Origin of the sequence: Klebsiella sp. GG_Kp146, from assembly GCF_040061975.1 — a bacterium.
Lineage (GTDB): Bacteria > Pseudomonadota > Gammaproteobacteria > Enterobacterales > Enterobacteriaceae > Klebsiella > Klebsiella quasipneumoniae.
The window spans coordinates 1-20,776 of sequence record NZ_JBEAHA010000028.1 but is presented as its reverse complement, the minus strand read 5'-3'; the positions used below and the strand labels follow the sequence as shown (position 1 = coordinate 20,776).

Annotated in this window: 19 protein-coding genes; 11 read left to right on the top strand and 8 right to left on the bottom strand. The window is 55.6% G+C overall.

The annotated features are described in order from the left end of the window. A partial coding sequence (locus ABLU95_RS21090) for a type VI secretion system contractile sheath small subunit (RefSeq protein ID WP_348880369.1) occupies nucleotides 1–103 on the bottom strand: 103 nt, incomplete at its 3' end. A 552-nt stretch (nucleotides 104–655) separates the two neighbouring features. Here ABLU95_RS21090 and ABLU95_RS21085 point away from each other — a divergent pair. Further along, nucleotides 656–1,138, top strand: coding sequence for a WbuC family cupin fold metalloprotein (locus tag ABLU95_RS21085; protein ID WP_023290574.1), 483 nt, complete (start codon nucleotides 656–658; stop codon nucleotides 1,136–1,138). Nucleotides 1,139–1,501: 363 nt separating this feature from the next. After that, nucleotides 1,502–2,362, top strand: a complete 861-nt coding sequence (locus ABLU95_RS21080; protein ID WP_087777307.1) for a hypothetical protein — start codon at nucleotides 1,502–1,504, stop codon at nucleotides 2,360–2,362. A 30-nt stretch (nucleotides 2,363–2,392) separates the two neighbouring features. Here the strand turns inward: ABLU95_RS21080 and cynR are convergent, their stop codons facing one another. Beyond that, nucleotides 2,393–3,301: a transcriptional regulator CynR gene (gene cynR / locus ABLU95_RS21075; RefSeq protein WP_080901550.1), complete on the bottom strand. Its 909-nt coding sequence runs from the start codon at nucleotides 3,299–3,301 to the stop codon at nucleotides 2,393–2,395. Between the two features lie 132 nt (nucleotides 3,302–3,433). Between cynR and ABLU95_RS21070 the strand changes: the two genes are divergently transcribed. From ABLU95_RS21070 to ypdK, 3 genes are all read left to right on the top strand, one after another. After that, nucleotides 3,434–3,892: a nucleoside deaminase gene (locus tag ABLU95_RS21070; RefSeq protein WP_241515610.1), complete on the top strand. Its 459-nt coding sequence runs from the start codon at nucleotides 3,434–3,436 to the stop codon at nucleotides 3,890–3,892. Then, nucleotides 3,889–5,085 (top strand): CynX/NimT family MFS transporter, encoded by a 1,197-nt coding sequence (locus tag ABLU95_RS21065; protein WP_241515611.1) that lies wholly within the window; start codon nucleotides 3,889–3,891, stop codon nucleotides 5,083–5,085. The genes ABLU95_RS21070 and ABLU95_RS21065 overlap by 4 nt, the downstream gene beginning before the upstream one ends. Before the next feature lie 337 nt (nucleotides 5,086–5,422). Continuing rightward, nucleotides 5,423–5,494, top strand: a complete 72-nt coding sequence (ypdK, locus tag ABLU95_RS21060; RefSeq protein WP_099119320.1) for a membrane protein YpdK — start codon at nucleotides 5,423–5,425, stop codon at nucleotides 5,492–5,494. Between the two features lie 70 nt (nucleotides 5,495–5,564). On the opposite strand, the gene alaC is transcribed toward ypdK, so the two are convergent. Together alaC and ABLU95_RS21050 are read right to left on the bottom strand one after the other, a co-directional pair. Continuing rightward, entirely contained in the window at nucleotides 5,565–6,779 is a 1,215-nt protein-coding gene (gene alaC / locus ABLU95_RS21055) for an alanine transaminase (RefSeq protein WP_004202031.1), read from the bottom strand. Nucleotides 6,780–7,065: 286 nt separating this feature from the next. After that, on the bottom strand, nucleotides 7,066–7,164 hold the full coding sequence (locus ABLU95_RS21050) for a hypothetical protein (protein ID WP_032428955.1): 99 nt from the start codon (nucleotides 7,162–7,164) through the stop codon (nucleotides 7,066–7,068). Here ABLU95_RS21050 and ABLU95_RS21045 point away from each other — a divergent pair. Beyond that, nucleotides 7,163–8,860, top strand: a complete 1,698-nt coding sequence (locus tag ABLU95_RS21045) for a sensor histidine kinase (RefSeq protein WP_087777309.1) — start codon at nucleotides 7,163–7,165, stop codon at nucleotides 8,858–8,860. The two genes, ABLU95_RS21050 and ABLU95_RS21045, sit on opposite strands and share 2 nt — an antisense overlap. A gap of 11 nt (nucleotides 8,861–8,871) precedes the next feature. Continuing rightward, nucleotides 8,872–9,609: a LytTR family DNA-binding domain-containing protein gene (locus ABLU95_RS21040; protein ID WP_086076161.1), complete on the top strand. Its 738-nt coding sequence runs from the start codon at nucleotides 8,872–8,874 to the stop codon at nucleotides 9,607–9,609. A 54-nt stretch (nucleotides 9,610–9,663) separates the two neighbouring features. Here ABLU95_RS21040 and glk read toward each other — a convergent pair whose 3' ends face one another. Beyond that, the gene (gene glk / locus ABLU95_RS21035; protein WP_080901547.1) at nucleotides 9,664–10,629 is read right to left on the bottom strand and encodes a glucokinase; all 966 of its coding nucleotides are present in this window, start codon (nucleotides 10,627–10,629) and stop codon (nucleotides 9,664–9,666) included. 263 nt (nucleotides 10,630–10,892) lie between these two features. Here glk and ABLU95_RS21030 point away from each other — a divergent pair, with 263 nt between their 5' ends. Continuing rightward, nucleotides 10,893–12,128 carry an ion channel protein gene (locus ABLU95_RS21030; protein ID WP_049013229.1) on the top strand — a complete coding sequence of 412 codons (1,236 nt, stop codon included), beginning with the start codon at nucleotides 10,893–10,895 and terminating at the stop codon, nucleotides 12,126–12,128. Here the strand turns inward: ABLU95_RS21030 and ABLU95_RS21025 are convergent. Then, nucleotides 12,125–13,786 (bottom strand): thiamine pyrophosphate-binding protein, encoded by a 1,662-nt coding sequence (locus ABLU95_RS21025; protein WP_032453679.1) that lies wholly within the window; start codon nucleotides 13,784–13,786, stop codon nucleotides 12,125–12,127. The two genes, ABLU95_RS21030 and ABLU95_RS21025, sit on opposite strands and share 4 nt — an antisense overlap. A gap of 180 nt (nucleotides 13,787–13,966) precedes the next feature. Here ABLU95_RS21025 and mgrA point away from each other — a divergent pair, with 180 nt between their 5' ends. Continuing rightward, a complete protein-coding gene (gene mgrA, locus ABLU95_RS21020; protein ID WP_023290583.1) occupies nucleotides 13,967–14,959 on the top strand; it encodes an L-glyceraldehyde 3-phosphate reductase in 993 nt (330 codons plus the stop codon). Between the two features lie 130 nt (nucleotides 14,960–15,089). Further along, nucleotides 15,090–15,449, top strand: coding sequence for a DUF2502 domain-containing protein (locus ABLU95_RS21015; RefSeq protein ID WP_023290584.1), 360 nt, complete (start codon nucleotides 15,090–15,092; stop codon nucleotides 15,447–15,449). 57 nt (nucleotides 15,450–15,506) lie between these two features. On the opposite strand, the gene ABLU95_RS21010 is transcribed toward ABLU95_RS21015, so the two are convergent. After that, nucleotides 15,507–16,748, bottom strand: coding sequence for an Nramp family divalent metal transporter (locus ABLU95_RS21010; protein WP_087777315.1), 1,242 nt, complete (start codon nucleotides 16,746–16,748; stop codon nucleotides 15,507–15,509). 346 nt (nucleotides 16,749–17,094) lie between these two features. Between ABLU95_RS21010 and nupC the strand changes: the two genes are divergently transcribed. After that, nucleotides 17,095–18,297 (top strand): nucleoside permease NupC, encoded by a 1,203-nt coding sequence (gene nupC, locus ABLU95_RS21005; protein ID WP_012540950.1) that lies wholly within the window; start codon nucleotides 17,095–17,097, stop codon nucleotides 18,295–18,297. A gap of 48 nt (nucleotides 18,298–18,345) precedes the next feature. On the opposite strand, the gene ABLU95_RS21000 is transcribed toward nupC, so the two are convergent. After that, complete coding sequence (locus ABLU95_RS21000; protein WP_243806849.1) at nucleotides 18,346–20,517, bottom strand: EAL domain-containing protein; 2,172 nt, start codon at nucleotides 20,515–20,517, stop codon at nucleotides 18,346–18,348. Between the last annotated feature and the right edge of the window lie 259 nt (nucleotides 20,518–20,776).

Genomic DNA, 20,776 nt, shown 5'->3' with positions numbered 1-20,776 from the left:
GCTTTAATGGCAGCTCAACCTTTTTTTGCACGCCGCCGGTGTGGAGAGATAATTTTAGATTAATGCGAGCCTTAGGCACTTCATTCTGGAACGTATCAGTCACTTCTGTCTCTTCCCTTAGTTAATTATCATACACATCTTCGCTTGACACTTAATTAAGCGTAATAATAAAACAGCGCTCAACAAAACAGCAAGCCGCCTGCAATGAGTAAAACTACAGAACAAATACAGCAATAATTCATATCAACAATGAATGATTAGCGCGTCAAATATTAAAAAAACAAAAATTCATAAAGTATTAAAAACTACACGTTATCAAAACATCACATGACCCATTTTAATAAATTGCATAAATTTGCTTTAAGTCAATATTGCCATATTACAAGCATCAATATTAATAACTTTATTGATATTGCAGCATGAATAGTTATAGCAAAAGATACTGCACATGTTTGACCTGATACTCAGCACAAAACATCTTGCTTTTACATTTCTACGGCCACCTACATGCAGTGGCGATGTGACAATATTATCTGTTACAGATGATTAAGTTACATGACTCGCATTTATTCGTACAATGCCTTTTGGGTGACTCGGTCACAAGCCGCTATCCCGATGCAACACTCTCTGGACAACAAAGGAGCCAGGCGTTGATATGAAACAGATCACCCTTAGCGATATGCAGCAGCAGAGCGAAGCGGCGGCCAGTTCCCCGCGCTTACGTGCCCATCGCAATTTTCACCCTGAGCTGAGCGACCCGGTGCAGCGTCTGGCTATCGCTATGGAACCCGGCACCTATATCCGCCCGCACCGGCACCGACATACCTTTGAACTTTTGCTGCCGCTGAAAGGTCGCTTTGTGGTGCTAAATTTTGATGATCATGGCGCGATCACTAACCGGGTGGTGCTGGGTGAAACCTGCACGGCGCTGGAAATGGAGCCTGGCACCTGGCATACGGTGCTCTCACTCGACGCTGGTGGGATGGTATTTGAAGTCAAACAAGGCGCTTATCAACCGCTTGCTGAAATCGACACTATGGACTGGGCGCCAGCAGAAGGTCAGCCGGGTACCGCGGAGATGATGGCCTGGTATGCCATCGCGCAGCCAGGAGATCGCTATCCCTCTGTAACCCGGTAAGCTTGGCCGCCGCAAACGGATGCCGCGAGTATCCGTTTGCGTTATCCCTGTCGTCCAGGCATTGATCTCAAGATCCACATTCTCTTCATGATGCGTTCCCTCTCGTCGAGGTCGTTAATAAAAAAACAAAAAAGTGTTGTATTCAGGCGCTAAGCAAACTATTTTTCTCGAGCGAAATAAATGATAGGATTACACCATCAAGTGAATGGCTGACGTAACAATAAGAATAATCATCTTATTGATATAATATTCTCAACATGAATGAATTTCATCAATCAGACCAGCGACGTTAACAAAAAAAGCACATGACCATCAGATTTTCATTGCTAATACTGACCGCTATTTCTGCAATAAACAATCCTTATGAATATAACAGAACGGAATATCTGGAAATTAAATAATTTACCGCCAATGGAGTATTGTTCCCTTTCCCGGGCGCAAAAATTATTAAACTGTGAAATTGAAGACATTCTTCACTGGCATGATATCGGTGCGATCAATCTATGCCTGAAGCTTAACCCGACGCGGGGAACACTAAAACTCGCCGTCCTTTCTCATCAGGAAAAAGAGGTAACCGACACATTTAATCCACTCAATTCATCTGAGACGCTGGAAACCTACTGGTCGCCACACTCCCATATCCATAGCATTTTGCGGATTGATGGCGATATTCCCGTCATGGAAACCCAGAGCGGGAATACCGTCACGCAGTTCAACGTCAAGGTCACAGCTTCAGGACTCTGGCATCCGCACAGCCGGAATTTAATGGCGTTGCTGGAGGCGCCTAACGATATTCATCGTGAAAACAGGTTCAGCATGATGCTGCCTGAGAAACCGTTTGTTTATTGTCACTTCATTCCGCAGGAAGCCGAAAACCCCATCCTGTCATTGAATCGGCTCTATATTACCAGTCAGGCAATTGAGAAAATATTTGCCCATAGCATTAGCGCCCGACCGATGGATGTCACAAAAAATCCGCTACGGCAACAAACCGGTTATATCCATCAGGAATTAACCTCACTTCCGCAAAGTGAGGTACTGCTGGAATTTATCCACGATCTTATTCTGTCCCATACTTTATTTAATGTGAAATTGCAGACAATGGCTGAGCCAGACAAGACCCAGCTCTTTCATCACGTGCTGGAAAGGCTGAAGGAGGAAGTCATGCTTAGAGAGAATGCCCTGCCCGACGAGGCCGACACCAGCAACGCAGCCCACCGTTAATCCTGGCTCGCCGTCGAGCGACGCACGCCTTCAGGCAGGAGGCAGGCGGTTTTCCTGCTCAAGCGTTAGCGCAATCTCCCGCGCCAGGGCGATAAATTCGCGTGCCGCGGCGCTCTGCCACGCATCCCTGCGCTGGAGCAAACAGGCCGTTCGCTGCAGCAGCGCGGGTTCCAGCTCAATCGCCACCACATCATCATACTGCCCGGCGATCGCCGCCGGCAGCAGTGTCGCAAGGGGCGTTCGCCGAATGACCGACAGAACGGCGCCTATAGAGTTGGCCTCCATCTGCACGTCAGGTTCGAGCCGATGACGACGACAATAACGATCGATCTGCTCCCGGGTGGCAAACTCGCTGCTCAGTAAAATCAGCGGCTGCGCGTCGAGCGCCTGCAGCCTGAGCGCGTTCTCTCTGGCCAGAGGATGCGTGCGGCTCACCACTAGCGCGAGGGTTTCCGTCAGCAGCGGCTGCACGACAATATCCGGGGAACGACTGTCGTCAAAGGCGATGCCGACATCCAGGTCATCCTGCAGCAACATCATTTCCATGCGCTCCTGGTTCATCTCCTGGATCAGCAATTTCACGCCGGGGTAGCGTCGATAGTAGTTTTCCACCAGCGGTCCCAGCATATAGGTGGTGAAGGTCGGCGTCATGGCAATGCGGAGTTTGCCGCGCTGCAGATCTTCAGCGTCATGCAGAGCGCGCCGCCCCTCCTCAAGATCGCGTAACGCCCGGCGGGCATACTCCAGCCAGATCTCTCCGGCATCGGTTAACCGGATATAACGGCCAGAGCGGTCGAAAAGCTGAACCTCCAGCATGGCTTCCAGCTGGCGGATCTGCTGTGACAGCGCCGGCTGGGAGACGTGCAGCGCCGCGGCGGCTCGGGTAAAGCCACGGTGTTCTGCCACAGCGATAAAGTAGGAAAGATGGCGCAGGAGCATCCGCTTACCTATAAGTAATTCAACTAGGGTTCATCATAAATAAGTCTTTTAACTTATGAAACAAGTTACGTACCCTCTACGCACGACCCGTTGCCTCTTTTACCTTGAACATTATCTTGTGCAGGAGTGACTATGTCCGCTCACGATCGCTATCTCCAGCGCGCCTTAGCGCTGGCAAAACAAAACATAACCCACGGTGGTCGCCCCTTTGGCGCCGTGATGGTGCGCCATAACGATGTGGTCGCCGAAGCCGTCAACACCTTTCATCTGAGCGGCGACCCAACGGCGCATGCCGAACTGAATGCCGTTCGCGATATTGCCGCCAGGCTGGGAAGCGAAGTTCTGCGCGAATGCGTTATTTACGCCAGCGGACAGCCTTGTCCGATGTGTCTTAGCGCACTCTATTTAACCGGCGTGCGGGAAGTATTTTTCGCCAACAGCAATCAGGACGGAGAGCCTTTTCAGCTATCTACCGCCGCGATTTATCAGCAGTTGCAGCAGCCGCTGGCGCAGCAGACGTTGCCGATCCATCATCGCCCCCAGCCGGAGGGGCTGGCAGTTTATCAGCGGTGGGCGGAACAGCAGCCATGAAAGCCGTGTTGCAACAGAATCTGACGCTGGGGATCCTGGTGCTGATCGGCATAAATATGCGGCCGCTGCTCACCTCCATCGGCCCTTTGCTTCCGGAGATCCGCGCCGCCAGCGGGATGAGCTATACCCTGGCCGCGCTACTGACCGCCCTGCCGGTGGTAGCGATGGGCGTGCTGGCGCTGGCCGGCGGCTGGGTCGATCGTCATTTCGGTCAAAACCGTAGCATTGCGCTAAGCCTGCTGATTATCGCGGCGGGCGCCCTGTTGCGGGAAATCGCCCCGAATAGCGGCCTACTGCTCACCAGCGCCCTGGCAGGAGGCGTTGGCATCGGCATCATCCAGGCTGCCATCCCGGCGGTGATTAAGCGCTTATTCGCCCGACGGACGCCGCTGGTGATGGGGCTATGGTCAGCCGCGCTAATGGGCGGTGGCGGGTTAGGCGCCGCGTTAACGCCGTGGCTGGCGTCGCACAGCACAGCCTGGCGGGATGCGCTGGCCTGGTGGGCGCTCCCCGCCCTCCTCGCCCTGCTCAGCTGGCTGGCGATTTGCCGGCACCTGCCCCGTGCTCCGCATCAGACCAGCGCCGCCCCCCGGGTAGCGATTATTGGCCAGCGCCGCGCCTGGACGCTGGGGCTCTATTTCGGACTGATCAATGCCGGCTACGCCAGTCTGATCGCCTGGCTGCCGCCCTATTATATGCAGCTTGGCGACAGCGCCCAGTACAGCGGCTCGCTGCTGGCGTTGCTGACGGTTGGGCAAACCGCGGGCGCGCTGCTGCTGCCGGCGCTGGCTCGCCAGGATGACCGGCGCCAGCTTCTGCTGTTTGCTCTGGCGCTCCAGCTGATTGGCTTCTGCGGCTTCATCTGGCTGCCGCAGCACTTCTCCGCGCTCTGGGCTCTCGCCTGCGGCGTCGGTCTGGGCGGCGCGTTTCCCCTGTGCCTGGTGCTGGCCCTCGATCACGCCGGACAACCGACGGTGGCCGGCCGGCTGGTAGCCTTTATGCAGGGTATCGGATTTATTATCGCCGGCCTGTCGCCCTGGCTTTCCGGCCTGCTGCGTAGCCTGAGCGGGAACTACACCCTTGACTGGTCCTGGCATGCGCTCTGTGTCCTGTTACTCATGGCGATCACGCTGCGCTTTATCCCGGCACACTACCCTGCCGAGTGGCGACAGCGCGCCTCTGAGCTGCATTAAACCGGTGGCGCGTGGCAACGTGAATGCCGCGCGCCAAGCCTGACTAGCCCCGCTAATCGCCCTGATGAGAAACCCGTTTTCGCAGCGTTGCTGGCGCTAAATTTATTACCGGGCGAAATTAATGTGTCGCCGAATCACGACACTCGTAAGTAACTAAAAATTAATAAAAAAATGCCTCTTGTTTCCCTGATTTTTTAGGCGTACATTAGCGCCATCTGGAGCACTTAACGCACAGAATTGCGAGCTGCCGCAGGGTGAGATTTCACCAGCGACAGCCCTTGAAAAACAGAACAATTAATTCATTTGAACGTCGCATAAGCGCGTGGAGTGATGAGTCGTGAAATACTTTTTTATGGGCCTCTCTTTTATGGTCATCGTTTGGGCCGGTACTTTTGCCCTGATGATCTAGACTGCAGCGGTGTCAAAAAAAACGGGAGCCCAGAGGCTCCCGTTTTTGTTATAGCGTATTCGCCGAAGCGCTAGCTCGCGGCGGGCAGCAAGCCATCCGCGCGGAACATCGCCTTAATGCCGCGGATCGCCTGACGCGTCCGGTCCCGGTTCTCGATCAGCGCGAAGCGGACATGGGTATCGCCATAATCGCCAAAGCCAATCCCCGGAGAAACGCAAACCTTCGCTTCGTTAAGCAGCTTTTTCGCAAACTCCAGCGAGCCCATGTCGGCATAAGGTTCCGGAATTTTCGCCCAGACGTACATGGACGCTTTCGGACACTCCACCATCCAGCCGGCCTCATGGAGCCCTTTCACCAGCACATCGCGGCGGCGCTTATACTGTTCAGCGATATCCCGCACGCATTGCTGATCGCCCTCCAGGGCAGCGATCGCCGCCACCTGCAGCGGCGTAAACGTGCCGTAGTCATGGTAGCTTTTGATGCGGGCAAGCGCGTTCACCAGGGTCTTATTGCCGACCATAAAGCCAATGCGCCAGCCGGCCATGTTATAGCTTTTCGACAGGGTAAAGAACTCGACGGCGACATCGCGTGCGCCGGGCACCTGCATGATGGAGGGCGCTTTCCAGCCGTCATACACGATATCGGCATAGGCCAGATCGTGGACGACCAGGATGTCATACTGCTTCGCCAGGGCGACAACCTTTTCAAAGAAATCCAGCTCGACGCACTGCGCGGTCGGATTCGAGGGAAAGCCAAGGATCATCATCTTCGGCTTCGGATAGCTCTCGCGGATGGCGCGTTCCAGTTCGTTAAAGAAATCCACCCCTTCCACCAGCGGCACCGAGCGCACCTGCGCCCCGGCAATCACCGCGCCGTAGATATGGATCGGGTAGCTGGGGTTCGGCACCAGCACGGTGTCGCCATGATCCAGCGTCGCCAGCATCAGATGCGCCAGCCCCTCTTTCGAACCAATGGTGACGATCGCTTCCGATTCCGGATCGATATCGACGTTATAGCGTTCTTCATACCAGCGCGAAATAGCGCGACGCAGGCGTGGGATCCCCCGCGAGGTAGAGTAACCATGGGTGTCAGGCCGCTGAGCGACGGTGCAGAGTTTTTCCACGATATGCGGCGGCGTCGCGCCATCGGGATTGCCCATACTGAAATCGATAATATCTTCGCCGCGCCGGCGCGCAGCCATTTTCAGTTCGGCAGTAATATTAAAAACGTACGGGGGTAGACGATCGATACGCGTAAAACGGCGTTCAGGACTGGATTCAGCCATAGGTTCCTCTGATTAACGTTAGCGCCCGGACCGTCCGAGCGACGCTGCCGCTGTTGCGGCTCGTTTAGAAAATAACCTGAAAAAAATCACGTTGTCGAGTGCCCTGACGAAAAATAATCACTGGCGTTAAAAACGGGTATCGTCTGCGCTAAATACGGCAGTACGCTGCGGAATGAATACCGTTTTGTCTGCAAGTGGTAACATATTGATATCTTTTCTATCACGGGTATTTATCGTTTCTTCTGGCGTCTGGCGGTACATCGCCTCCCCACCCCTCAATCCCCTTTTAAAAGTGCGCCTTTTCCTCATTATTTTTCTGCGGCTGGTCTTCTGTCGTCAGGTTTTTTATCATGTCCTTTTCTGGCCACTGACGCGGCGCACCCATGCACGAAATCTTTACTATGATGCTGGCGGTCTATGATCGTGCGGCCCTGATGCTTATTTGCCTGTTTTTTCTCATTCGCCTGCGCCTGTTCCGCGAACTGTTGCATAAGTCGGCGCATACGCCGAAAGAGCTGCTGGCTGTCACCGCCATTTTCTCGCTGTTCGCGCTCTTCAGTACCTGGTCCGGTGTGCCGGTGGAAGGATCGCTGGTAAACGTGCGCATCATCGCCGTGATGTCCGGCGGGATCCTGTTTGGTCCCTGGGTGGGGGCCATTGTCGGGGTGATTGCCGGTGTGCACCGCTATCTGATTGATATTGACGGCGTGACCGCCGTGCCCTGCTTTATCACCAGCATCATCGCCGGCCTGCTGTCGGGGTTGATTAACCGCAAAGTGGCCCGCGATCAACGCTGGAAAATCGGCATTCTGGCCGGAATGGTCTGCGAGACTCTGACCATGATCCTGGTGGTGGTCTGGGCCCCTTCCCTCAGCCTCGGCGTGGATATTGTCTCGAAAATTGGTATCCCGATGATCCTCGGCAGCGTCTGCATCGGTTTTATCGTGCTGCTGGTGCAGAGCGTGGAAGGGGAAAAGGAGGCCAGCGCCGCGCGGCAGGCGAAACTGGCGCTCGACATTGCCAACAAAACCCTGCCGCTGTTCCGTCAGGTCAACAGCGATTCTCTGCGCCAGGTTTGCGACATTATCCGCCGCGACATTACCGCCGACGCGGTGGCGATCACCAATACGGAACACGTGCTGGCCTACGTGGGCGTCGGTGAAGCCAACTATCAACATCATAACGATGTCATCAGTCCCACCACCCGACAGGCCATCCGTTATGGAAAAATCATTATTAAAAACAATGATGAAGCCCACCGCACGCCGGAGATCCACTCCTTGATGGTCATTCCGCTGTGGGAAAAAGGGGTGGTCACCGGTACGCTAAAAATCTATTACTGCCACGCCCATCGCATCACCTCGACGCTGCAGGAGATGGCGATAGGCCTGTCACAAATCATCTCCACCCAGCTGGAGGTTTCCCGCGCCGAACAGCTACGGGAGATGGCCAACAAAGCGGAGCTGCGCGCTCTGCAAAGCAAGATTAACCCGCACTTTTTATTCAATGCCCTGAACGCGATCTCCTCCTCGATTCGCCTTAATCCGGACACCGCGCGCCAGCTCATTTTTAATCTGTCGCGCTATCTGCGCTATAACATCGAATTAAAAGACGATGAGCAGATTGATATCAAACGAGAGCTGTATCAGATCAAAGATTACATCGCCATTGAACAGGCGCGATTCGGCGACAAACTGACGGTTATCTATGATATTGACGACGACGTCAGCTGCGTGATCCCAAGCCTGCTTATCCAGCCTCTGGTGGAAAATGCCATTGTGCACGGCATTCAGCCGTGTAAAGGGAAAGGCGTGGTGACGATCGGCATCAATGAGTGCGGAAATCGGGTTCGCATCAGCGTTCGCGACACCGGCAACGGCATCGATCCCGCCGTGGTCGCCCGCGTGGAAGCCGATGAAATGCCGGGTAACAAAATCGGCCTGCTCAACGTTCATCATCGGGTGAAACTTCTCTATGGCGAGGGGCTGCATATCCGCACCCTGACGCCAGGAACGGAGATCGCTTTTTATGTCCCCAATCACTCTACGCCGCAGGCGCTGACGGAGTCTCTGTTGTCATGAGCGGAGAAAAGATGAAAGTTATCATTGTGGAGGATGAGTTTCTGGCCCAACAGGAACTCTCCTGGCTTATCAACACCCACAGCCAGATGGAGATCGTCGGCAGCTTTGACGACGGACTGGACGTGCTGAAATTTCTCCAGCACAACAAGGTCGACGCCATCTTTCTCGATATCAATATTCCGTCGCTGGACGGCGTTCTGCTGGCGCAGAACATCAGCCAGTTCGCCCATAAGCCTTTTATCGTCTTTATCACCGCGTGGAAAGAACACGCCGTGGAAGCTTTTGAGCTGGAGGCGTTTGACTACATTCTGAAGCCCTACCAGGAGTCGCGCATCATCAATATGCTGCAGAAGCTGACCGCCGCCTGGCAGCAGCAAAATAACGCCGCTTCCGGGTTGACCAGCGTGGCGCCTCGGGAAAACGACACCATCAATCTGATAAAAGATGAGCGGATCATCGTCACCAGCATTCATGATATCTATTATGCCGAGGCGCACGAGAAGATGACCTTCGTCTACACTCGCCGGGAGTCATTCGTCATGCCGATGAACATTACCGAATTCTGCAGCAAACTGCCCACCGCACAGTTCTTTCGCTGTCACCGCTCGTACTGTGTGAATCTCAGCAAAATTAGGGAAATTGAGCCGTGGTTTAACAATACCTATGTGCTACGCCTGCGCGACCTGGAGTTTCAGGTTCCGGTCAGTCGCAGTAAAGTGAAAGAGTTTCGCCAGCTGATGAATCTGTAGACGGCGGGGAGCCCCGCCTGGCCGGGCTACGACAGTAGCCCGGGAGGAATGCGCTTACAGCACCTGACCCAGCGTCTGACGCAGATGCGCGCCGGAGCCCAGCAGGCCTGGGTTGTCATGCACGATCAGGTAAACCGGGATATCCTGGACATAGGCTTTAAAACGGCCTTTGTCCTCAAAACCGCCGCGGAAGCCGGAGGCTTTAAAGAACTCCAGGAAGCGCGGCACGATGCCGCCAGCGATATAGACGCCGCCAAACGTCCCCAGGGTCAGCGCCAGGTTTCCACCGAAGCGCCCCATAATGACGCAGAACAGCGACAGCGCCCGGCGACAGTCGGTGCAGCTATCCGCCAGCGCCCGCTCGGTGACCTCACGCGGCTGCAGGTTCTCCGGCAATCGACCATCCGATTTGACTATCGCGCGATAAAGGTTAACCAGACCAGGACCGGAGAGGACGCGTTCTGCGGAGACATGCCCCAGCTCAGCGCGCAGCTCTTCCAGAATAATGCCCTCTTCTTCGCTGTTCGGCGCAAAATCGACATGGCCGCCTTCGCCCGGCAGGCTGACCCAGCGCTTATCAACGTGTACCAGATGGGCTACGCCCAGCCCGGTTCCGGCGCCATAAACGGCGATCGGTTTGCCGGCTACCGGCGCGCTGCCGCCGAACTGAATCAGGTGCTCGGCTTTCAGCATCGGGATGGCCATTGAAACGGCGGTGAAATCGTTAATAATCTCCAGGTGCGCAAAGCCAAGGCTGCGCTTCATCTCGGCGATGGAGAAGGCCCAGGTATGGTTGGTCATCGCCACCCAGTCGCCGGTGATCGGGCAGGCGATAGCGATACAGCCTTCGCTGACCGTCACCTGATGCTCCTCGAGATAGACGCGCACCACCGCCTCCAGACTGGGGTAATCGAGCCCGGAATAGGTCTTTGCACGAGAGATCTCTCCGCTCGCCAGATCACACAGCGCCAGGCGGGCGTTGGTCCCCCCGACATCTCCTACTAAAGCAAATTTTGTCATTCCGTTACGGCTCCGCTAAAGTCAAAATAAATCTTTTGGCACACTGTAAATTCATGGCGGCTTAACAACAACGTCCAACTCGCGGACGCCCCTTGTTTAGCGACACAGGTCACATTTAGTTTGTAATCAATGCAAAGTAGCCTATTAACGAGGCCACGGGTATCAGACGCCGCCTTAACTTTATCGTTTCAGCACCATTTGCATCGACGGTCCCCGCCGACAAAGGCAAAGTAGTGCTCCTGAACTTTAACAAGGACATTTTCATGCTCCATCCTCGCGCCAGAACAATGCTGATCCTGTCGGTGCCGGCTATCCTGATTGGCATCGCCTCCAGTCTGATCCTGATCGGCGCGATGAAGATTGCCGCGTTGCTGCAGCGCATCCTGTGGAGCAATTTGCCTGTGCAGTTTGGAGTGAGCGCCGAGAACCCGCTGTGGATCATCGCCATTCTCACGGCGACGGGGATCGCGGTGGGCCTGGTCGTCCGTTACAGCCCGGGGCATGCCGGGCCGGACCCGGCGACCGAGTCGTTAATCGGCGCGCCCATTGCCACCGGCGCGCTGCCCGGGCTGCTGGCGGCGCTGATCCTTGGCCTCGCCGGCGGCGTCAGCCTCGGCCCGGAGCATCCGATTATGGTGGTGAATATTGCGCTGGCCGTCGCCGTCGGCTCCCGACTGTTCCCGCGGGTCAGCTCTCTGGACTGGACCATTCTCGCGGCCTCAGGCACCATCGGCGCCCTCTTCGGCACCCCGGTGGCCGCCGCGCTGATTTTTTCGCAAACCCTGAACAGCAGCAACGAGTCGCCGCTATGGGATCGTCTGTTTGCCCCGATGCTTGCCGCCGCCGCGGGCGCGCTGACCACCGGGCTGTTTTTCCACCCCCACTTCACGCTGCCGCTCCCACACTATAGCCAGATGCACTTCGTCGATATTGTCAGCGGCATGATCGTCGCCCTGATCGCTATCGCCGTCGGTATGGTCGCCGTCTGGTGTCTGCCGCGCCTGCACACGCTGATGCATCGCCTGAAAAACCCGATCCTGACGCTGGGCCTCGGCGGCTTACTGTTAGGGATCCTCGGGACCATTGGCGGACATTTAACGTTGTTTAAGGGGCTGGATGAGATGCAGCAGCTGGCCTTCAGCCAGACGCTGACAGCCTCGGATTATCTGCTCATCGCGCTGGTTAAACTGGCTGCGCTGGTTCTCGCCTCGGCCTGCGGCTTTCGCGGCGGGCGGATTTTCCCCGCGGTCTTCGTCGGCGTGGCGCTGGGGCTGATGCTGCATGCCCACGTGGACGCCGTGCCGGCGGCGATCACCGTCTCCTGCGCGATCCTCGGCATGGTGCTGGTCGTCACCCGCGACGGCTGGCTGAGCCTGTTTATGGCCGCCGTGGTTGTGCCGGACACCACGCTGCTGCCGCTGCTGTGCATTGTGATGCTCCCGGCCTGGCTGCTGCTGGCCGGGAGGCCCTTGATGATTGCCAGACACCATACCGACTAAACGCGGCTGTTTCGTTCCTCCAGCGCCTGCGTCACCGCGCGCAGGAAATCGGGAATATCCATTTTCGGCAGCATCACTTCCACCAGGGTGAGCGTATCGGAGGTGATGCTCTCCGCCATCGCCTCCCGTAGCTCATCGGTGTGCGTAACCCGCCAGCAGCGCGAGGCAACGTCCGGGGCGAAGGCTTCCGGCAGGCGTCGCCAGTCCCACAGGGCAATGTCATTGTAGCGCTGCTCCGGGCCGTGAATTGCCCGTTCCACGGTATACCCTTCGTTATTCAGCAGCAGAATAAGCGGCTTTTGCTTATCGCGCAGCATAGAGCCCATCTCCTGAATCGTCAGCTGGGCGGCGCCATCGCCGACAATCAGCACCACCCGCCGCTCTGCCGCCGCGGTTTGCGCGCCATAGGCGGCCGGGAGGGTAAAACCAATCGAGCCCCACAGCGGCTGGACGATCAGCGACGCCTCTGACGGCAGCTTCAGCGCGGCAATGCCGAAGGCGGCCGTCCCCTGGTCGGCGAGAATAATATCGCCGGGACGCAGCGCCCCCTGCACCGTCGCCCAGAAATTTTTCTGCGTGAGTTCGCCGTCGGCCCCCTCCTCCACTTCCGGCGCCACGACCTGAGGCGCAGCCCACTCCGCCGCCAGCGGTGCGGAAAGGGTCATCAGCGCAGCCAGTGCCTGATCCATCGGCACGCCGCTGAACCAGTGATCGCCCACCCTGACCGCGAAGGGCTGGATCTCTATCGTCTTATCCCGCGCCAGATGCTGGGTGAATCCCGCGGTGATGGTGTCGGTGAAGCGCGTGCCGATGCAGATGATGGTGTCAGCGTTTTCGATGGCCTCCCGGGTCTGCGGCGCGCTGGCGATACCGCTGTAGGTGCCGACAAAACCTCTCTGCTGCTCATCGAACAGCCCCTTGCCCATTAGCATGGTGGCGTGGGCGACGGGGGTTTTCGCCACCCACTCCCGGAGCGTGTTTTGCAGGCCATAGCGTTGCGCGAGGAAGTCCGCCAGCAGGGAGATGCGTCGACTGCCCCGCAGCAGGCGGCTGGCATGCTCGCAGAATCCGGCGAGCTGGTTTTCATCCGCCGGAGCGGCCTCCACCAGCAAGCGCTGCGCTGGGGCAATCGCTGCCGCTCTGGCGACATCGGCCGGCAGCATCAGATAGCCAGGCCGATGATGCGTCAGCATATCGCGCAGAACACGGTCGATCTCATGGCAGGCGTTGCCGGCGGTCAGCAGCGCCTGGCTACAGGTGATCTGCTCGCTCATCCGCGCAAAATGGCGGAAATCGCCGTCGCCCAGGGTGTGATGCAGCAGTTCGCCGCGCTGCTGAGCGCCAGTGGAGGGCGCGCCGACGATATGTAATACCGGAATATGCTCCGCATAGCTGCCCGCCACGCCGTTCAGGGCGCTCAGTTCGCCGACGCCGTAGGTTGTTAGTAACGCACCGGCTCCCTTAATGCGTGCATAACCGTCAGCAGCATAGGCCGCATTGAGCTCGTTGGCGCAGCCGACCCACCCCAACGCATTGTGCGCAATGACCCGGTCGAGAAACTGTAAGTTGTAATCTCCCGGCACGCCGAACAAGCGGTCAATACCGCAGTCGACGAGGCGATCCAGCAGATAATCCCCAATAGTGTAAGTCGGTTGCATATCCATTTTCCTCATTTTGGCGCAGGTGTAATTTGAGTATTGAATAAGCGATCCGCCTGTCCAGAAAGGGGGCGATAAAGGCGGTGTAAAGCAATAATTACGCCGAAAAAGCGATGTACTCCACGCAGAACATTGATTAGTGTAAACGTATACACACCCTGTTTTATCTGCGGAGGAAGAATGGTTTACCAGGCAAGTACCACGCGATATCAAACGATGGCCTATCGTCGCTGCGGCCGCAGCGGCCTTCAGCTGCCGGCAATTTCTCTCGGTCTGTGGCATAACTTTGGCGATGAAACGCGGGTGGAAACCAGCCGGCAGATGCTCCAGCACGCATTTGACCTCGGCATTACCCATTTCGACCTGGCCAACAACTATGGGCCGCCGCCGGGCTCGGCGGAGAGCAATTTTGGCCGCATCCTCAAAGAGGCGCTCCTGCCCTATCGCGATGAGTTGATCATCTCCACCAAGGCGGGCTACACCATGTGGGACGGCCCTTACGGCGACTGGGGTTCACGCAAATATCTGGTGGCCAGCCTTAACCAGAGCCTGCAGCGCATGGGGCTGGAATATGTCGATATTTTTTATCATCACCGCCCGGACCCGGAGACACCGCTGACGGAAACGATGCGCGCGCTTGATCACCTTGTCCGCCAGGGTAAAGCGCTGTACGTCGGCATCTCCAACTATCCGCTGGCCCAGGCGCGGGAGGCGGTGAAGATCCTTAACGATCTCGGCACCCCCTGCGTCATTCACCAGCCCCGCTACTCCATGTTTGAACGCGGCGTGGAAGAGGGGCTGCTGGATTTTTTGCAGACGGAAGGGGTGGGAAGTATAGCGTTTTCACCGCTGGCCGGCGGACAGCTTACCGACCGCTATCTCAACGGCATTCCGGCAGACTCACGTGCCGCCAGCAGCAGTCGTTTTCTGCAGCCGGAGCAGCTGACCAGCGCCAGATTAGAAAAAATTCGTCAGCTGAATACGCTGGCGGAAGCACGCGGGCAGAAGCTGTCGCAGATGGCGCTGGCCTGGGTGCTGCGTGAGGAGAAAGTCACCTCCGTGCTGATCGGCGCCAGCAAAACCGCCCAGCTGGATGACGCTGTCGGAATGCTGAAACATCGTCATTTCAGCGCCGAAGAGTGCGCCGCGATTGATGCCATCCTGGCGCTGTAAAGCAAATGTTACTTTAGCAAAAAGTGCTCTTTTCTGTGCTTTCGGAGTTCGTCCGATGCGATAGGTCTTTACCGGCCCGTAATATCACGTTAACAGGCCGCTTAGGGCCCCGATCGTGAAGGAGAAGAGTATGTTCAGGTCACTGATTCTGGCAGCAGTACTGCTGGCCGCAGCGCCATTAGTCGCTAACGCTGGTGAAATCACCCTGTTGCCATCGATAAAATTACAAATTGGCGATCGTGACAATTACGGTAACTACTGGGACGGTGGCAGCTGGCGCGACCGTGATTACTGGCGTCGTCACTATGAATGGCGTGATAACCGTTGGCATCGTCATGACAACGGCTGGCACAAAGGCTGGTACAAAGGCAGAGATAAAGCCTGGGAGCGCGGCTATCGCGCGGGCTGGAGCGACCGCGACGATCGCCGCGGCGGCTGGGGACGTGGTCCCGGCGGGCGTGGTCACGGTCATGGACATGGCCATCACTAACAGACGAAAAGGGGAGCCCATCGGCTCCCCTTCGCTTTATTCCGCATCAGGAGGCCATTAATCCACCCCGAGCAGCGATCCCACAATTAACCAGCCGTTCAGGCTCACCACAATCGCGACTATCGCCCAGCCGATGCCTCTCACCCAGCGGGTATTCACCAGGTCTCCCATTAGCTTTGCATTGCTGGTAAATATCAGCAGCGGTACCAGGGCAAGCGCAATACCAAAGCTCAGCAACACCTGACTCATCACCAGGATGCGCGTTGGATCCAGCCCCAGCAGAATGACGACAAACGACGGCAGCATGGTGACCGCCCGGCGAAACCACAGTGGAATATGAAAGCGAATGAAGCCCTGCATGACCACCTGACCTGCGAGAGTCCCCACCACCGTCGATGATAAACCTGCAGCGACCAGGCTGAGGCCAAAGATGGTCGCCGCCGCATGGCTCAGCAGCGGCTCCAGCGTTCTGTAAGCCTGATCAAGATCGGCGACGCCGGTATGGCCATGGAAATGGAATGCCGCCGCGGCGGTCGCCATCATCGCCAGGTTGACGAACCCGGCAATGGTCATGGCGATCGCCACATCCCAGCGGGTCGCGTTATAGCGCTCTTTTCGCGTCCCGCCGTGCAGGTGCTGGGTAAGCGAGGAGTGTAAGTAGATCACGTGCGGCATAATGGTGGCCCCCAGCACCCCGGCGGCTAAGAATACCGCCTCGCCGTTGGGCAGCGTAGGGATCGCCAGCCCTTTGGTCAGGGGAGCCAGCGCGGGCTGGGAAAAGATCAATTCAACGACATAGGCGACGGCAACAAACAGCAGCAAGCCGCCAATCACCTTCTCCAGCGGTTTTTGTCCGCGCCGCTGCAGCATCAGGATCAGGAAGGTCGCCACCCCGGTCAGCACCGCCCCTTGCAGAAGCGATACGCCCAGCACCAGCTTAAAGCCAATCGCAGCGCCGATAAATTCGGCCAGGTCGGTGGCCATGGCGATGATTTCCGCCTGCACCCAGTAAAACCACACTACCGGGCGCGGGTAATGGTCGCGGATCTGCTCGGCCAGGTTTTTACCGGTGGCAATGCCGAGTTTGGCAGAGAGCACCTGGATCAGCATTGCCATCAGGTTGGCCCATACCACCACCCACAGCAGCTGATAGCCAAAGCTGGCGCCAGCCTGAATATTCGTGGCGAAATTACCCGGATCGATATAGCCAATGGCAGCGACGAAAGCTGGCCCCATTAAGGCGAGCTTCACCTTGCGCGCGGCGCGACTACTGCTATTCTCAACGCGACTGCTAGTCATCTTCTGCCTCTGGAAATATAGCCTTTGCTATGTTTCATGCTATCAAAATGCGAATGATTATCAAGTTCATTTAGAATGGAGATAATGATTGCTGTGATAGGAGGGAACAATTGCTGGCCGGAAATGAAAAACGGGCGTCAGTAAACCCGATCGCGCCCGCTATTAAGAGTAGTACAAGAATGCAACTTTTAAAACCTTTACGTAACATAACAAAAGTGGATGTTTGATCACTATTTTTGCCATTGGTCACAGTTCCTTGCAATAGTGTGCAATTGATCTCGTTTTCTTTAAAGCCGTTGCATAGAATGTGCACGGAAATTTAACCTGCCTCATATTTGGAGCAACTATGGACCGCGTCTTGCATTTTGTCCTCGCGATCGTTGTGGTGGCTATACTGGCCCTGTTGGTCAGTCATGACCGTAAAAAGATCCGTATTCGTTATGTTGTTCAACTGCTTGTCATTGAAGTCCTGCTGGCCTGGTTCTTCCTGAACTCCGATATTGGTCTGGGTTTTGTGAAAGGCTTCTCCGAGATGTTTGAAAAACTTCTCGGCTTTGCCAACGAAGGGACAAACTTCGTGTTCGGCAGCATGAACGACAAAGGTCTGGCCTTCTTCTTCCTTAAGGTTCTGTGCCCTATCGTCTTCATTTCCGCGTTGATCGGTATTTTGCAGCATATTCGCATCCTGCCGATTGTTATTCGCGCCATCGGTACCGTGCTGTCGAAAATCAACGGCATGGGCAAGCTGGAGTCCTTCAACGCCGTCAGCTCGCTGATCCTCGGCCAGTCGGAAAACTTTATTGCCTATAAAGATATTCTCGGCAAAATGTCGCGCAACCGTATGTACACCATGGCGGCGACCGCGATGTCCACCGTATCGATGTCCATCGTCGGCGCATACATGACCATGCTGCAGCCGAAGTACGTCGTCGCGGCGCTGGTGCTCAACATGTTCAGCACCTTTATCGTTCTGTCGTTGATTAACCCGTACCGTGTGGAAGAGAGTGAAGAAAATCTGCAGATGTCGAATCTGCACGAAGGTCAAAGCTTCTTCGAGATGCTGGGCGAGTACATTCTGGCGGGCTTTAAAGTCGCGATTATCGTGGCGGCGATGCTGATCGGCTTCATCGCGCTGATCTCCGCGCTGAACGCCCTGTTCGCCACTGTGACCGGCTGGTTCGGCTACAGCATCTCCTTCCAGGGGATCCTTGGCTATATCTTCTACCCGGTCGCCTGGGTGATGGGCGTGCCGGCAAGCGAAGCGCTGCAGGTGGGCAGTATTATGGCTACCAAGCTGGTCTCGAATGAATTCGTCGCCATGATGGATCTGCAGAAAATCGCCTCGACGCTCTCCCCGCGCGCGGAAGGCATTATCTCTATCTTCCTGGTCTCCTTCGCCAACTTCTCGTCTATCGGCATCATCGCCGGGGCGATCAAAGGTCTGAACGAAGAACAAGGCAACGTGGTTTCTCGCTTCGGTCTGAAGCTGGTTTACGGCTCCACGCTGGTCAGCGTCCTGTCTGCTTCTATTGCGGCTCTGGTTCTGTAACAGACGCCTGTCATCTGAGCCGGGCGATGCCCGGCTTTTTTTTACCCGTCATTCGCCCAGCGGCTGAGGCTTGCCCACCAGGTAGCCCTGCAGATAATTCACCCCCAGCTCCAGCAAGCGCGCTTTTTGCGGTTCGCTTTCGACATATTCCGCCACCACGCTCATCCGTTTCGCCCGCGCCATCTCGACAATCGATTTCACCATAATGGCGTCCAGCGGGTCAGTGAGGATGTCGCGGACGAAGCAGCCGTCAATCTTGATGATATCGGCCTGGAGATGCTTCAGTCGTTCATAGTTCGCATATCCGGTGCCAAAGTCATCAATGGCGATGGCGCAGCCAAACGCGCGCAGTGCTTCAAGATTTTGCCGGCTGATGTCGGCATTGGAAAAGGCCTGCTCTTCAGTGACTTCAATAGTGATAAGGTCTGGTGAGACCGCATAGCGTTGAAACAGCGCGATAATCTGCGCGGCGCTATCCTTTTGCATCAGGGTTGCAGGCAGCAGATTGACCGAGAATCGCTGGCCAGCGTGCTGATGAAGCACGCTGAACAAGGTCTCCAGCACCAGCATGTCGAAACGTTGGCTGAGGTTAAACTGCACAATCAACGGGATAAACTGATCGGGCATAATGACGCTATCGCCACAGCGCATCCGGGTGAGGATCTCATGATATCCCTCCCCTTCCCTGTTCTGAATCGGTTGCGCATAGAGCATGAGCGCCCGCTCTTTGAGCACCTGCTTGACGCGCATGAGGAGGCGCACCTGCTCGGTGGTTTGATCCACCACCAGCTCCTGCTCCTCATCCAGCGCCAGCACCCGACGTTCGCTGCCCGCCTGTTCGGAAAGCCAGCTTAGCTGACCCAGCATCTGGTGAAGGCCCTCGCGCTGACCGTCGTCGCGGCCCCAGGCCGCGCCAAACTCCAGATCCAGCGGCTGATTGTGCCAGCTGAATTTTTTGTGGTTGAGAACCGCGACCATATGGTGCAAACGGGATGAAGGCTCCGGTCCGTCAAGCACGAGGATCAGTTCGCTGCCCGGCACCTGGAAAACTTTATCCGCCGCCCCCAGCAGCGGTTGCAGCGCCCGAATAATCTGCCGTTTACAGTCCACCCCCATCATCAGGCCATAATGCCTGCTGAGAAAGTCGAGATTATGAATACGCAGGCTGCAGATAACCTGCTGCGGACAGCTCTGTAAATGGCTCTCCAGCGCGCGCAGGTTAGGCAAGCCAGTCAGCGGATCTTCTTCCGCCTGACTACGCCAGCGGCGTTTATTGCGATCGCTGCGGGCATAGGTGTCTGCCATATAAAACAAACAGATAGTAAAGGAGATCAACACTGACAGCACAAAGGATAATGAATACTCGCTTTGGACGCCCTGGAGAAAGTTTTTGTTATACACCACCAGTAAAAAAGCCGAGACCGACCATGAAATACGCAGCAGCGCATGACCAATCCGGCTAATCCCGATAAAGTAGACGATAAAAATCACCGGAACTAAATAACCGGCAATAAATTCAGACTGATACGGCGCACACAATAGCGTTAATATCACCGCCAGCGCAATAAACCAATATAGCGTAAAGGAACGATACTTTGCTGCCAGCCACGGTAAACATTCCTGCCGCCAGAATCGTCGAGCGTAGCGTGGATTGATAATCATCCGCATTGGATAATATAAAAAGGTGGTAAAAATTAATGCTGCGCTGATTAAACTTTGAATATCTATTACGGTGTAAATCAACGGCATACTACCAAAATAGCTGGTAATAGATAGGGGAAACGCAAAATATTGTCCGGCGAGGTACATGGTGATTTTCAGCAGCACCGGCGCGAAGAACCCGCCCCAGAAGATCCGCGCCCCCATATGTTTCGCCGTTGGACCACAGCGCCAGCGCTTACCCACCATCAGTCTTAGAATAGCGCAGGAGACGAACACCGCAAACAGCTGACAAAAGAGTAAGATAAACGCCTGCGGTAGCGTTAATTTAATTATCAGGCTATTGGTAATGGCAAAGGCGAAAATTAATGGCGCAATCGCATAGCGACCAAAGATAAAAATAACAGAAAACATTACGCTGATTGGCAGCCAGGCAATATAAATAAGATTGCCATCAATAACCGTTTGCGGTGAAATAAAACGCGCCAGCGGAATAACGACTAAACAGACGATAAAGGCCAACAGAGTTTTTTTGATATTAATGTTAATTTTATCAACCATTATTGTTAATTAAAACTCCGGCAACCTCATTACGTTTAATGGGGGAAATGTTATGTTGCTTATTTAGGGCAAGCAAGGTGAATTATCAGGAAAAAGTCTGAAATTACTTTCGATTTTAATAGCTGGAGATTAACTGACGTAACCAGAAAGTGCTTTACATGAAAATAGATAAAAAAAAACCCCGCCGAAGCGAGGGTTCTGAATTTTGGTGGAGCTAAGCGGGATCGAACCGCTGACCTCTTGCATGCCATGCAAGCGC

Bases quoted from the DNA above. Each gene is read 5' to 3' on its own strand.
- ABLU95_RS21085 (WP_023290574.1), top strand. From the start codon at position 656: ATGAAACAGATCACCCTTAGCGATATGCAGCAGCAGAGCGAAGCGGCG.
- ABLU95_RS21080 (WP_087777307.1), top strand. From the start codon at position 1,502: ATGAATATAACAGAACGGAATATCTGGAAATTAAATAATTTACCGCCA.
- cynR (WP_080901550.1), bottom strand. From the start codon at position 3,301: ATGCTCCTGCGCCATCTTTCCTACTTTATCGCTGTGGCAGAACACCGT.
- ABLU95_RS21070 (WP_241515610.1), top strand. From the start codon at position 3,434: ATGTCCGCTCACGATCGCTATCTCCAGCGCGCCTTAGCGCTGGCAAAA.
- ABLU95_RS21065 (WP_241515611.1), top strand. From the start codon at position 3,889: ATGAAAGCCGTGTTGCAACAGAATCTGACGCTGGGGATCCTGGTGCTG.
- alaC (WP_004202031.1), bottom strand. From the start codon at position 6,779: ATGGCTGAATCCAGTCCTGAACGCCGTTTTACGCGTATCGATCGTCTA.
- ABLU95_RS21045 (WP_087777309.1), top strand. From the start codon at position 7,163: ATGCACGAAATCTTTACTATGATGCTGGCGGTCTATGATCGTGCGGCC.
- ABLU95_RS21050 (WP_032428955.1), bottom strand. From the start codon at position 7,164: ATGGGTGCGCCGCGTCAGTGGCCAGAAAAGGACATGATAAAAAACCTG.
- ABLU95_RS21040 (WP_086076161.1), top strand. From the start codon at position 8,872: ATGAAAGTTATCATTGTGGAGGATGAGTTTCTGGCCCAACAGGAACTC.
- glk (WP_080901547.1), bottom strand. From the start codon at position 10,629: ATGACAAAATTTGCTTTAGTAGGAGATGTCGGGGGGACCAACGCCCGC.
- ABLU95_RS21030 (WP_049013229.1), top strand. From the start codon at position 10,893: ATGCTCCATCCTCGCGCCAGAACAATGCTGATCCTGTCGGTGCCGGCT.
- ABLU95_RS21025 (WP_032453679.1), bottom strand. From the start codon at position 13,786: ATGCAACCGACTTACACTATTGGGGATTATCTGCTGGATCGCCTCGTC.
- mgrA (WP_023290583.1), top strand. From the start codon at position 13,967: ATGGTTTACCAGGCAAGTACCACGCGATATCAAACGATGGCCTATCGT.
- ABLU95_RS21015 (WP_023290584.1), top strand. From the start codon at position 15,090: ATGTTCAGGTCACTGATTCTGGCAGCAGTACTGCTGGCCGCAGCGCCA.
- ABLU95_RS21010 (WP_087777315.1), bottom strand. From the start codon at position 16,748: ATGACTAGCAGTCGCGTTGAGAATAGCAGTAGTCGCGCCGCGCGCAAG.
- nupC (WP_012540950.1), top strand. From the start codon at position 17,095: ATGGACCGCGTCTTGCATTTTGTCCTCGCGATCGTTGTGGTGGCTATA.
- ABLU95_RS21000 (WP_243806849.1), bottom strand. From the start codon at position 20,517: ATGGTTGATAAAATTAACATTAATATCAAAAAAACTCTGTTGGCCTTT.